Annotated in this window: 9 protein-coding genes and 1 tRNA gene; 4 read left to right on the top strand and 6 right to left on the bottom strand. The window is 50.7% G+C overall.

What is annotated here, in order from left to right; translation table 11 throughout:
- Window positions 1-161 precede the first annotated feature (161 nt).
- From ACT53D_RS06170 to ACT53D_RS06145, 6 genes are all read right to left on the bottom strand, one after another.
- Window positions 162-398 (bottom strand): hypothetical protein, encoded by a 237-nt coding sequence (locus ACT53D_RS06170; protein WP_476155083.1) that lies wholly within the window; start codon window positions 396-398, stop codon window positions 162-164.
- A gap of 63 nt (window positions 399-461) precedes the next feature.
- A tRNA-OTHER gene (locus ACT53D_RS06165) sits at window positions 462-529 on the bottom strand.
- Between the two features lie 119 nt (window positions 530-648).
- Window positions 649-1,215, bottom strand: a complete 567-nt coding sequence (locus tag ACT53D_RS06160) for a hypothetical protein (RefSeq protein ID WP_476155081.1) — start codon at window positions 1,213-1,215, stop codon at window positions 649-651.
- Between the two features lie 841 nt (window positions 1,216-2,056).
- A complete protein-coding gene (tldD, locus tag ACT53D_RS06155; RefSeq protein ID WP_476155080.1) occupies window positions 2,057-3,496 on the bottom strand; it encodes a metalloprotease TldD in 1,440 nt (479 codons plus the stop codon).
- A 96-nt stretch (window positions 3,497-3,592) separates the two neighbouring features.
- Entirely contained in the window at window positions 3,593-4,447 is an 855-nt protein-coding gene (locus tag ACT53D_RS06150; RefSeq protein ID WP_313984073.1) for a carbon-nitrogen hydrolase family protein, read from the bottom strand.
- A gap of 34 nt (window positions 4,448-4,481) precedes the next feature.
- Window positions 4,482-8,333, bottom strand: a complete 3,852-nt coding sequence (locus tag ACT53D_RS06145) for a YhdP family protein (protein ID WP_476155079.1) — start codon at window positions 8,331-8,333, stop codon at window positions 4,482-4,484.
- Between the two features lie 217 nt (window positions 8,334-8,550).
- On the opposite strand from ACT53D_RS06145, the gene ACT53D_RS06140 reads away from it, so the two are divergent.
- The 4 genes from ACT53D_RS06140 to ACT53D_RS06125 all read left to right on the top strand — a co-directional run bounded on the left by ACT53D_RS06140 (window position 8,551) and on the right by ACT53D_RS06125 (window position 13,073).
- Entirely contained in the window at window positions 8,551-10,452 is a 1,902-nt protein-coding gene (locus ACT53D_RS06140; RefSeq protein WP_476155078.1) for an ATP-binding cassette domain-containing protein, read from the top strand.
- A gap of 47 nt (window positions 10,453-10,499) precedes the next feature.
- Window positions 10,500-11,072: a hypothetical protein gene (locus ACT53D_RS06135; RefSeq protein WP_194747060.1), complete on the top strand. Its 573-nt coding sequence runs from the start codon at window positions 10,500-10,502 to the stop codon at window positions 11,070-11,072.
- A gap of 171 nt (window positions 11,073-11,243) precedes the next feature.
- On the top strand, window positions 11,244-11,924 hold the full coding sequence (locus ACT53D_RS06130) for a response regulator transcription factor (RefSeq protein ID WP_194747059.1): 681 nt from the start codon (window positions 11,244-11,246) through the stop codon (window positions 11,922-11,924).
- 18 nt (window positions 11,925-11,942) lie between these two features.
- The gene (locus tag ACT53D_RS06125; RefSeq protein ID WP_379077761.1) at window positions 11,943-13,073 is read left to right on the top strand and encodes a HAMP domain-containing sensor histidine kinase; all 1,131 of its coding nucleotides are present in this window, start codon (window positions 11,943-11,945) and stop codon (window positions 13,071-13,073) included.
- Window positions 13,074-13,149: the final 76 nt, after the last annotated feature.

Raw genomic sequence — 13,149 nt, 5'->3', positions numbered from 1 at the left:
TAGGTGCGCAACTTCAAGTGCGATCGATATGGTTTGGTACAGAACTATTGAGGGATTTCTGGACGCGTGGGCAATCAATTGCCAACGCGACAAAATTGTGCAAAAAATTAAATTGTGCTCCCTAACCCGATGGCAGGGAACACAATCGTTAATAAGCCTGGTTACTTATTGTGGTCAGCATAAACAATAAGTTGCCATCTAATCAGGCCTTGATTGGCATTATGTTGATGATGATTTTGCGGAGGAAAAATCTTAGATTCTTCCGCTACAATTTCTTTACCACATCCCGTGCATCTATAAATACCTGAGTTCGGAGGTGTTTCTCCTGGCTTGTGAATTGTATCGAAAGCACTATGAGTATTATGTTGCAAAAATTTAGCATCTTTGTAGAGCGCCATATAAATCCTTTAGTTTTTTTGCAAATCAGCCGTTAAATGCTAATATGCAAATAGGTTCAGTTGTGGAGCGGAAGGGATTCGAACCCTTGGGTGAGCGGATAGGAAGCCATCTCCCGTACCAAACCCGCCCCGTAATTGAGTCACACCGCCCTACATTAAGTATGTCCGCCAAGACCTTTTAACTTAATGTAGGGCTTCTCTATTTGGGCTAGGTATCGGTGACAAAGATAATCCTAGCCTCAGAGTCACCTCATGATTGACTTTCCTCCTGATTATCTTCATCGACTTCTTCTTTATTTGCGTTGAGGGTCGTGTAAACTCCTTTTTTCCCTTGCACGCTACGGACGAGCTTTTTCTTAGCCATTCGATATAGTCTGGCTGTCATTGAAACGCGCTGATGCTTTTCGCCCGTTAAATGAAAGACACCAATAATGATTTTGTCTAAAACGAGCATGCCTCCAGCGGCATTTATGAGATCGATAATGACTGAGTCAAGCTTATCGCCTTCAGTGATGTTTAATTCGCTCAGAAGGTCGTTTTCCAAGCCGTCATAATCTTTTGGCGCCAACGTAAGGGGATTGGAAAAGAAGTCAGCAGGTAGCTTCCCAGATAAGGCACTGTAGTCTTTAGGGCTGGTTTTGATGGAAGGTTGGTCAGATTCCACTTCTTCAATGGCTGAGAGGAGGGCACGGAGCTTATTGCCTACATCTGTGTATAGTTTTTGTTTGTCAGGATTCGAGCGAAGCTTAATAACCATGCGGTCATAGTAGGCAATCTGTTCCTTGACAAACGGTATGTGATCCAGTAAAATACTCATCGCTTACCCTCAAAAAGTAAGTAAAAAAGCTTGGTGTATCCATTTAGTGATACTTAAAATCCAAGTTTAAACATATATAAATTGCAAGAAAAAGGGTCGCTAATTCTTAACTGGGATTGCGGCCTTTTCCTATTTGTGGGTAGTATAGCCCGGATTTAATAAAGATGTCAATAAGTTATTTTTTTCTTATTGTCTTATGAGTGATCTAGATGATGAGAAAAAAATGAGAATATAATTTACTTATAAAACAATAACTTACAAAACGTCCAGCAATGGAGTTTGTTATATTTCTGTTGATTTTGATCAAGTTTCAATTGTTTGTGTGGTAAATAAAGATCACTTCATTCATGTTTTTGTTATTTATGATGGTAAATTTAGTAGTGTTTTCAATGGTTTTGATGGTTTTATAACTTCTTTATCTTTTCTTATTCCTCTTCTTCGTCATCTTCTTAGTCATTTAATTCTCTTCATCCATCGCATTTTTTTATAATAAAATTATATGCTTTGACAAGGAGATTCTGTCATTGTTGTTCATAGGCGAGATTTTGGCACCGAGCTTATATGAATATAGATGCGCAAGATCAGGATCACGAGTTCTAAGGGAAATCCTGCGATCAACGCCGTTTTTTTGAATGTAGAAATAAATGCCGAAACGATTTTTGTATAAATATGAATATAAGCGCATAGGTGCATAAAGTGCGTAAGGTGCACTTGCGGGGTCACTTAATATTCAGAATCGTTTGGAGATGTTTTTTTAGATCAATTACTTACTTATAATCATGCGTCCCCACGGGGATGCGAAACCCGCTGATGATTTGATTGGACAGGAAAATATGCCTTGTTAGGCAGATGTCCCTCCGACAGTGAGTCCATCAATCTTCAACGTAGGCTGCCCAACCCCCACTGGCACACTCTGACCTTCCTTGCCACAAGTCCCTACGCCGCTATCCAGCGCCATATCATTGCCTATCATGCTCACACGTTTCAGTACGTCAGGGCCGTTACCAATCAGTGTCGCACCTTTCACCGGGTAGGTGATTTGGCCATCTTCAATCATGTACGCTTCGGCGGCGCTGAAAACGAATTTGCCGCTGGTGATATCTACCTGACCTCCGCCAAAGTTGGCTGCGTAGAGGCCTTTTTTGACTGACTTGATAATCTCTTGCGGGTCTTTGTCGCCGTTGAGCATATAGGTGTTGGTCATGCGTGGCATGGGGATGTGCGCATAGCTTTCGCGGCGGGCGTTGCCAGTGAGGCTCATGCCCATCAGGCGGGCGTTGAGCGTATCCTGGATGTAGCCGCGCAGGATGCCATCTTCAATCAAGACGGTTTTTTCCGGGGCGTTGCCTTCGTCGTCCATGGTCAGTGAGCCGCGACGGTCTTTAATAGTGCCGTCGTCGACGATGGTGATGCCTTTGGCGGCGACTTGCTGGCCGATCATATTGCTAAAAGCGCTGCTGCCTTTGCGGTTAAAGTCGCCTTCGAGGCCGTGGCCGATGGCTTCGTGCAGCAAAATGCCTGGCCAGCCGCTGCCGAGGACGACAGTCATGCTGCCCGCAGGGGCAGGGCGGGCATCCAGATTAACCAGGGCTTGATGCACGGCTTTTTGTGCGTAGTCTTGCAGCACTTCATCGGTGAAGTAGCTGTAATCAAAGCGGCCACCGCCACCGCTGGAGCCTTGTTCGCGACGGCCATTGTGTTCGGCGATGACTTGCAGGGAGACGCGCACCAGCGGGCGCACATCGCCTGCCATGACGCCGTCACTACGGGCGACCATGACGACTTCGTATTCGGCAGCCATGGAGGCCATCACTTGCGTGACGCGCGGGTCTTGGGCCTTGGCGTAACGTTCGAGTTTTTCGAGCAGCTTGACCTTGGCATCTGCACTGAGGCTGGCAATCGGGTCTTGCGGCAGATAGAGCGGCAGGTGGCTGCGGGTGACGATGCTATGGCCGGTTTTTTCTTGCCCCAGGCTGGCGATGGCGCGGGTGGCACTGGCGGCTTGTTGCAGGGCGTCGAGGTGGATGTCATCCGAATAGGCAAAAGCCGTTTTTTCGCCGCTCACGGCGCGCACGCCAACACCTTGGTCGATATTGAAGCTGCCGGATTTGACCTGACCTTCTTCCAGGCCCCAGGATTCGCTGCGGCTGTATTGAAAATACAGGTCGGCATAGTCGATATTGTGCGTCATCATGCCGGAGAGCACATTGGTCAGCGCTTCTTGATCCAGTCCAGCAGGGCGCAGCAGTAAATCGTTGGCAGTGGTCAGGTGTGTTTGCATAGTGGGTCTACTTTACTTTCAGCGTCTGGTGAGCGGGTTGTTTTGGTTTGAGTGACTTTTCACCAAGGAGTGCCGCTTGCGTGCTCAGGGTTTTCATTAAATGGCTTTAATGGTTTTGTGTTTAAGCGCAGGCAAGCTTTCGCGCAGGTTTTTAATATAGTTGCGGTTAACATTGGCGATGACAATCCCGGAGCCACGTGGCAAGCGGTCAAGCACGACGCCCCACGGATCGACAATCATGCTGTTACCATGGGTTTCGCGGCCAGAGAGATGGTAACCCCCCTGCGCAGACGCAACCACATAGCACAGGTTTTCTACCGCACGGGCGCGTACCAGAGTTTCCCAATGGGCTTTGCCTGTGGTTTCGGTAAAGGCTGAGGGCACCACGATCATATCCACATCACCCATGGCGCGGAACAGCTCGGGGAAGCGTAAGTCGTAGCAAATCGAGAGGCCAATGCGGCCAAACGGGGTGTCTACGGTGACCACGGTATCGCCAGGTTCAATGGTTTTTTCTTCGTGGTAATGCTCGGTGCCCATATCCATGCCAAACAGGTGAATCTTGTCATAACGGGCGACTTGTTCGCCTTTGTCGTTATACACCAGGCAGCTGTTACGCACTTTATTGGCGTAATTGCTTTCCAGCGGCACTGTGCCAGCGACAATCCAGATTTTGTAGGCTTTGGCGGTTTTGCTCAAAAACTGCTGGATAGGCCCGGTATTGGGCTTTTCGCGGATGGTGACCTTGTCAAAATCTTTAAGCCCCATGATGCAAAAGTACTCGGGCAGCACCACCAGCTTGGCGCCAGCCTTGGCTGCCATTTCGATGAGCCGCTTGGACTCGACCAGGTTGGCCGAAACACTGGGGCTTGACGCCATCTGGATCGCCGCAACTTTGACGATGTCATCATTGGCTGAGGATTTGAGTTTTTTGGTTTTATTGTCGGCCATGGCAAGTTTCCGGTTTAAATGCTTGATATTGACATTAATGCAGATTTTTTAAAGGTTGAACAGCAGGGGTGGCCGGGGCTTTTTTATCGGCGTCGGCTTCCTGCGGGTTATCCCAGGTGCCTGTAATCATATACTCACTGGCACTGATTTTGTTAAGTGGATCTTTGAGCAGCTTTTGCGCGACAAAGGCAGCCACCCCGACAATTGGCCCGCCAGCCAGCGCTGCAAGCGATACCGAGTCGGAAATATGTGGGACGACCCGCACTTTGAGGCGCTGCGTTTCGGCCTTGAGGTTGGTTTCCCCCTTGATTCTGGCCTCAGCGGCAGGGCCGGTCATAAACAGATCATCGCTGCGTAAAATCCCGTCGCGAATATTGGCGGTAGAGTTGATTTTGTCAAAGGCAAAGCCTTCGCTAAACAAGTCGTGGAAATCCAGCGTCAAGCGCCGTGGCAAGCTCTGCAAGCTCAACAGGCCGAGCAAGCGTCCTACGCCGGGTTGCACTTTCAGGATCTGGCCTTTTTCAAGCTGCATGGTGAAGCTGCCATCCAGGCGTTCAACCGCAAACTCGTGCGGGCTACCTGGCCAGCTTAGTTGGCCATTCATGTTGCCTGTGCCGCCCTTGACCATTTCCCCTCCCGGTTGAAAACGCTGCAAGGTTTTGCCCAGGTTGCTGGAGTTCAGGTTGAATTTGAGCTGGGTTTGCGGGCTGCGCACCGAGTTGCGCCAGGTGCCGTCTGCGGTGAGCTGGCTATCAGGATTGGTGATGCTCATGCGCTGGATGACCCAGCTCTCGCCGCTGTTAAAAGCTTTTAAGTCCAGGCTGCCTAATTGCTTGTCGCCAAACTGGAAGTCCTGCGCAGTGATATCCAGCTCCGGGTAGGTCATGTCCAATCTGCGCGCCTCGGCGGGGGCTGGCGTATTGTCATTATCCGGGGTGCGTGGCACACGCAGATAATTTAAACGGGCCACCAGTTTATTGGGTTTGCCCGCCAGCCAGTCCGCCTCGCCGGCTAGCTCCTGGCTTTGAATCAGCAGTTTGAGGCGTTCACTTTCGGGCGTGATATTCAGTTTGATCTGATGCAGATTGCGGTCAAACACATGCAAAGTGCCCGCGGTCAGTTCTACCTGATTGAGCACCAGTGAAGAAGTGGCCGAGTTTTGGGGCGTGCCTGACTGATTAAGATAGGGCAGCCATTCATCAATGTTGAGCTTTTGAAAGTCTGCCCTTAAATTGATGCCATTGCCTGTGGGCAAGCGGGCTGGGGTGTTGATGGCAATTTCCCCTGCGGTAATGGTTGCCGTTTCGCCATTGACCTGGCGGAACAGGTTGGCGTGTAGCCAATCATTGTAGTCAATCGCAATTTTATCCGGTTGGTTGTTTTCCTGACGCACACGGATGATCAGGTTGGCAGGCGCGTCTGCCGTTTTTTTGGCGGGCTCGGGTAAATCAATCGTCATGCCTATCAGCTGCGAGCGGATATCCAGCCTGAGATTTGGTGCCTGAATCAGCACATTGCTTTTCCAGTCGGTGGTGCCATGCAAGGCACGCGTTAACAGGTTGTTATCCAGTTTTCTGAGGGCGGCATCCGTGATGCGGCCACTGCCCTGGATCATCACAGATTTGTCCGGGCGGGTACTCAAGCTCAGGGTGGCCGGATTGTCGAACAGGCTGAGTTGTATGCCTTGCGCCTGCAAGCCCTTCTCGTTAAATTTGAGATGCCCGTTGATGTTGCCCATTTCGGGCATGGCCATTTGCGTATTGGCGGCGATATGGCCATTTTTGATCGCATAGTCGCCCTGAAACTGGCTGGCATCCACGTTATTGAGCGGAATTTGTAACGCCAGCTTGAGGTCTGCCGCGCCGGTGGCTTTGAGCGTATCAGTAAAGCCCATAGTGACTTGCTTGACCGGGCTGATGTTGATGAATTTAATGCCTTGCTCCAGGTTGCCAGTTGCGACGGCCTTGACACTCAGAATGGGGTCATCTGCATCCAGTCTCGGAATCTCTACTTGTGCTTGCGTAATGTGCTGGCCGACCGTGGTGGCATTTTTAACGGCAATATCCATGCGCTTGCCTTCAAATTTGAGGAAGGCGTCGATGTCTTGCAATTGCGGCCAATCGGTCCCGTATTCCAGGCTGGCACGGTCAAGCTGGGCTGTGACCCTGAATAAACCCAGTGACGGATCTGAATGAAACGCTGCATTCACATAGGGGAAGTCTTTGACCCGGCCTTTGACAATCACTTCGCCGTGTCGGATCTGGCCACCCAGAATCGAGGTATCCAGCCAGTGCAGGGTGGCCTGATCAAGCACCAGGGGATAATAGAACGACGCAAATTTGGCATCGCCACGTTCAATCTGGCTTTGAAGCTGTATGGTATCGCCACCGGTGGCACCCAATTGGTATTCCATGTTGGTGCGTAACGCCAGATGCGGGTTGGCAAAATGCAGATTGTGTGTGCTGATCAACATTTTTTGGCCGTTATTGCGCCACTCTATTTCGCCTTGTAGCTGATCAATTGGTAGCGGCCAGCGCAATAGACCTGCCAATTCAAGTGTGGCCTCTTTTGTATCCAGCTCCAGGTTGCCTGCGTTGGGCTTGACAGACAGCTGCCCAGCCCAGTTTTGCAAGCCAGGGAGTTTTTCATACGCCTTGGTTTGTATATGATCAAAGCTGGCTGTGATGGCGTAATCCTGCCACTGCTTGTCGTGGTATAGCCAGCGAGTCTTGACTTTGCTGGCGTTGCCCGTGGGGACCATGTTTTCCAGATAACGGGTGAGGGCGGCGTCGGCAGGCAGCCATTGTGCCAGCAGGTTGCTGTGCGTCAGACCCAGCTGTTTGAGGCTCAGGGTGCCTTCATGACCGTGCTGGTCCCATTGCACCTCACCGTTGGCATCGCTGAGCATGAGGCCAGGCTCAATGTCGGCAGAAAAGTGCTTGAGTGTCAGCATTTGCCGTTGTTCTACGCGTTGCCAGCGCACTTCACCACTGACCGTTTTTGCGATAAAAGTTTGTGATGTCCGGGCGGGCGAGACTGCAACATGATTGAGCGCAACCTGTGCCGCCAGTCGCTGTAGCTGCAGCTTGTCAAAGGCCAGCGTCGCGGTCAGGTTGCCTTTGCCAGCCGTCAGTGCGACAGGCAGGTCAATCCAGGGGCTCCAGGCCGCCAAATCGGTTTCAGGCAAACGGAGCGAGAGTTCGCCATGCCATGCTTCTGGCTTGGATACATCATCGCCAACCGCGACGGCTTCAAGATGAATACGTTGCTGGGTCCCTGTTGAAACCAGGCTATCAACATGAATGCTGTGACGGTGCAACAGGCGTTGCCAGACCGGTGTCAATATCTGGATATTCAAATCCTTAAGCAGCAAAGGCGGAGCATGGCGTTGTTCATCAAGCCAGGTCACCGTGGCATTGGATATTTTGATGCGTCGTTGCGACAGCAGCCAGTTGGCAAACGCTGGATTCCCCTGCCCGGACATGGAAATGCCTGCCAAAAAGACTTGACCCTCTGCAGTTCTTCTCACTACCAGATTGGGTGCATCAATATTGAGGCTGACCAGAGAGGGTGAGAGTAGCGCCAGACTGCTCCATGACAGGCGGGTGGTGACCTGGGCCAGTTCAAGCGCCGGGCGTTGTTGCGTATCGTATAGCGTCACCTTGCCCAGTGTGACTTGCGGTGCCAGGCCACGCCAGCGGATGGCTATGCTGGCAATGGTGACATTTTGCTTGAGCGCGTCGCTCAAGGTGTGTTCGATCCGGCTGCGATAGTCGTCGATATGGGGGAACACGTAAAACTGGATAACCCCGACGATGCCTGCCAGCAGGATGAGGAGGCCGATCAACAAAGAGAGCAGCCAGCGTTTGATTTTTTGCAGGGGCATATGAGGGATTTTGCAGGACAAAAAAGATATTATTTATTTATGTGACTATTTTACTCGAAAACAGTTGCGTCACTGTCAGCGTTACAACTACATTACGCGCTTTTATCTGGCGTCACCGCTATTTCAGCGGCGCTTCAAGGATTTATCCGCCGAGCGGGCATGATTCGTTTAAAATGCGATTCTTTTGCTGTTTGATGACGTTTAAAGGTATTCAAGAGTGATTCAGTTTAAGCAGCTGACTTTTTCGCGGGCAGGCAAGCCCTTGGTCGAAGGCGCCAGCTTTCAGTTGCATCCCGGCCATCGGGTTGGTTTAACCGGGGCGAACGGCGCAGGCAAATCCAGCCTGTTCGCCTTGTTGCGTGGCGAGCTGGTGGCCGAGGCCGGTGAGTTACTGATTCCGCAGCAATGGGTGATTGCCCATGTGGCACAAGAAACGCCTGCGCTTGCACAGTCTGCACTCTCCTACACGCTCGAAGGCGATCAAGAGTTGCATGCCCTGCAAGTAAATCTGGCGCAGGCTGAGGCCAATGGCACACAGGATCCCATACAGGTGGCGGAGTGGCATCAACGATTTGCCGATATTGATGGTTACAGTGCCGAGGCCAGAGCCAGTGCCTTGCTGGCGGGACTGGGCTTTACCCAGTCACAACTGAGTCAAGCGGTCAGTGATTTTTCGGGCGGCTGGCGGATGCGCCTGAATCTGGCACGCGCGCTGATGTGCCGTTCTGATCTGCTGTTGCTGGATGAACCGACCAACCACCTGGATATTGAAGCGGTGATTTGGTTGGAAGGCTGGCTGAGCGCTTATCGCGGCACTTTGTTGCTGATCTCGCATGACCGCGAGTTTCTGGATAACACCGTTAACCATATCCTGCATATTGAACAGCGGCAACTGAGCCTGTACCGCGGCGGCTATAGCGATTTTGAACGCCAACGCGCTGAAAAACTGGTGTTGCAACAAGCCAGTTATCAAAAACAGCAGCAGCAAATCGCCCATTTGCAACAATATATTGACCGTTTTCGTGCCAAGGCCACCAAGGCGCGTCAAGCCCAAAGCCGTATCAAGGCGCTTGAGCGCATGGAGCGCATCAGTGCTGCACATGTGGATTCGCCCTTTAGTTTTGGTTTTCGTGATCTGGGCGCTGCGCCGGATCCTTTGCTGGTCATCAATCAAGCAGCTTTGGGCTATGGTCAGCAAACACTGGTCAAGTTGGCGCATCTGGCGATTCGCCCTGGTGAGCGTATCGGATTGCTTGGTAAAAATGGCGCAGGTAAATCCACGCTGATCAAGGCGCTGGCGCAATCTGAAACCTTGTTGGCGGGCGAGCGGGTGGAGGGCAAAGACCTGCGCATCGGCTATTTCGCGCAACATCAGTTGGAGCAACTGATCGCCGAGGATTCGCCACTCATGCATTTGCAACGCCTGGACCCTAAAGCCAGGGAGCAGGAGCTGCTGGACTTTTTGGGCGGCTTTGATTTTAGGGGGGAGATGGCAAAAAGTCCGTGTGGCCCGTTTTCCGGCGGCGAAAAATCACGGCTGGCGCTGGCGATGCTCATCTGGCAACGTCCCAACCTGATTTTGCTGGATGAACCCACCAACCATCTGGATATTGAAATGCGCCATGCCCTGTCTATGGCCTTGCAGGCCTATGAAGGGGGGATGGTCATGGTCTCGCACGACCGCACGCTGCTGGCGACGTGCTGCGAAAAATTTGTACTGGTTGCTGAAGGCCAGGTCAGCGTGTTTGATGGTGACTTGGAAGACTACAAGCAGTCTTTACTGCAATCTGCGCCGTCTGCTATGTCCGAGCAGGCCAGCACTACCAGTAAACAGAATGCCTATCATCAGCAAAAAGCAGATCGGCAGGCGCGGTTGCAAGCGCGCAGACCGCTGCTCAAAAGTCTGACAGCACTGGAGAAGCAGCTGGCCGAGCTGGAGCAAACCAAGCAATCACTAGACAGCCAACTGGCTGAGAGCGGTATCTATGAAGCCTCGCAACGGGAGGCTTTGCAAGCACTGTTGATTGCACAGGCACAAAACCAGAAACAGCTGGATACGGTTGAGAGTGAATGGTTGTCGCTACAGGAAGCACTAGAGGCTTTGCCGGAAGTAGATTAACTGTTGTAGCAAACATATATATAGGAATCATTGATAAAGGAATAGTTATGGAAATGACATATGAAGAGCGGCTGAAGTGGTTACATCAGCTCTGTCAGGCCCAAGCCAATGCAGTACCGCTGTCTGCTGAAGCGGCCAAGTCTGCCTATGCGAATGCCGATGTGGAAGAGGCCGCGCATTACCTGGCAAGTTTTTTAACTTTTCAGGCCATACGTTCTGCAGAGCGCCATCCGGCCGATGAGTTGCAAAGCGACTTTGATATGCTGGGGGTGTATCAGTGTTTTGGCTTGATGTTGTACGCCTTTTTGCTCATGCCATTAACGCAGGATGGGCACCAGCCAGATTATGCCCGGGCACAAGTGACGATAGGCAAAACCTTGTTTGCAGGGCTGGCGCCAGAAATGCTGGCAGAGATTATTGAATCCGGGTTTCATAAGTTTCAATTGATTGCAGAAACCGATTCCGAGCACTGGCTGACCTACCGCGAAAATCTGGATAAAGTGACCATCAGCTACCTGATTGCAAGCACAGACGATGACAGTCCGCATGGCCCGGAGGATGTATTGCCTCTGTTTGGTCAGTTGCTCAGCCAGTTGTGTGAGGCTTTTACTGCGGATTAAATTTTGCATCGAACATATTTGCGGTATACTTTAAATTGATTTAACATTTTCGATTCAGTTTGAAAACTTGGGTAAAATGTCTCGCTTACGCTTGTTATTGAATTTGTTTGTTCGTTAAGATTCCGTGGCTAAAGTACATTGAGCCTAATGCAAATCTCAAAAAGGACATAAATGAGCAAGCTGCTGTTGATTGACGATGATGTTGAACTAGCCAACATGCTAAAGGAATTTCTGACGCAGGAAGGCTACACCGTGACAACTGCACATGATGGCCTGACGGGTGAGCAATATGTTCTGGCTGGCAAGTTTGATCTTGCTATTCTGGATGTGATGATGCCTGGCCAGGATGGATTGCAAACATTACGCAACATCCGTCAGCATTCCGATATTCCTGTGTTGATGTTGACCGCCAAGGACGACAACGAAGGCCGTATTGAAGGGCTGGAAGCTGGCGCGGATGACTATGTTCAAAAACCCTGTTTGCCACGCGAGTTGGTTGCCCGCGTGCGTGCGATCTTGCGCCGCCATACCAGTGACAGTCCCAAAGGGAATGATATTGTGGTTGGTCAACTGGTGGTTTCCAGCGAGCGCAGAAAAGTGTTCTGGGCGGATAAACCTATCATTTTCACCAGTACCGAATTCAGTTTGATTGAAATTCTTGCCAAACATGCAGGCACCATCGTTAGCAAAGAGGATCTGTCAGTCAAGGCCTTGGGTCGTCCGCTGGTCAAGTATGACCGTAGCATTGATGTTCATTTAAGCAGTATCCGTCAAAAAATCTCTGAAGTTTCCGGCGGGGTCAATGTGATTCAAACAATTTACCGCGTTGGCTATCAACTGGTAAGAGAGTAATTCGTTATTGCGAGGCCTATGGGGCGCCTGTTCTGGAAGTTATTTGCAGCACTTTTTCTGGCGCTCATTTCAACCGATATTATTGTTGGAAACATTGCAGAGTGGGAGCTGAATCGCAAGCTGGTCGGCTACCATGAAGCGTTGCATGCCGCGAGTGACCAGGTTAAAGCACAAGCCCCGACGCAACCCTCTAATGAGCTGATCGCAAAAACACTGTCACATGAACACCTGCCTATGGTGTTTAACCTTCCGGTTTGGGTGTTTGTTTTCGGCATTCTCGCCAATCTCGTCTTTGCCAGTTTGCTTGCCTGGGCCATCGCGCATCCTATCAAGCTGCTGCTGATTCATCTTAAAAGTGCAGCAGAGGGCGATCTGCTCGTGCGTGTCAGCCCAAAGATCAAGGCCTCTTATGATGAGTTTTCCGGCTTGGGGCAGGCCTTTGATCTGATGGCGCTGCGCTTGAATAATATGATCAAAAGCCAGTCAAACATGATGCATCATGTTTCCCACGAACTGCGTTCCCCATTGGCAAGAATACAGATGGCTGTTGGTCTGGCCATGCAAAATCCACAAAAAATTCAGAGCTCTTTGCAGCGCGTTGAGCTTGAAGCTGTGCGTATGGAACGCATGATTTCTGAATTACTCGAAATTTTTCGCTTTGAGTCGGATATTCACAAGCTGCAAAAAGTAGAGGTGGATTTGCAAGCTCTGCTGACAGGCATTGTTGGGGATGTCCTGTTTGAAAAGCATGACGCCAAGCTCCGGTTGTTGATGCCAGATGAGCCCGTCATCCTGGATGGGCAACTGGAGTTGTTGCAACGTGCGATTGATAACGTGATCCGCAATGCGCTCAAATATGGTCCTGTGGATGGTGAGGTGACGATTGAGTTGCAACATAGTCAGCGTACTGGCGAAATTATTCTCGAAGTACAGGATCAGGGGCAGGGCGTAGAGCCCCAAGAGCTTGAGCAGATATTCAAGCCTTTTGTGCGAGGTCGCCGTGCTTCGCAAGTCGAAGGTCATGGCATCGGCCTCGCTATGACCAAGCATATCGTTGAAGCCCATGGCGGCTTTGTCAACGCCACCAATCTAAGCCCGGACGGATTCATGATCCGTATTCATTTGCCCATCCAGCAAGAAACGACGTAGACGATCCTCTAAAAATCAGCGCTAACAATGCTAAAATAGCGCGTTTAAGATTACGCAGGCGAATGCCGGATACAAT

Source organism: Methylophilus sp. DMC16 (assembly GCF_056314045.1).
Note: the sequence above shows the minus strand (reverse complement) of the source record. Positions and strands in the feature narration are given on the sequence as shown.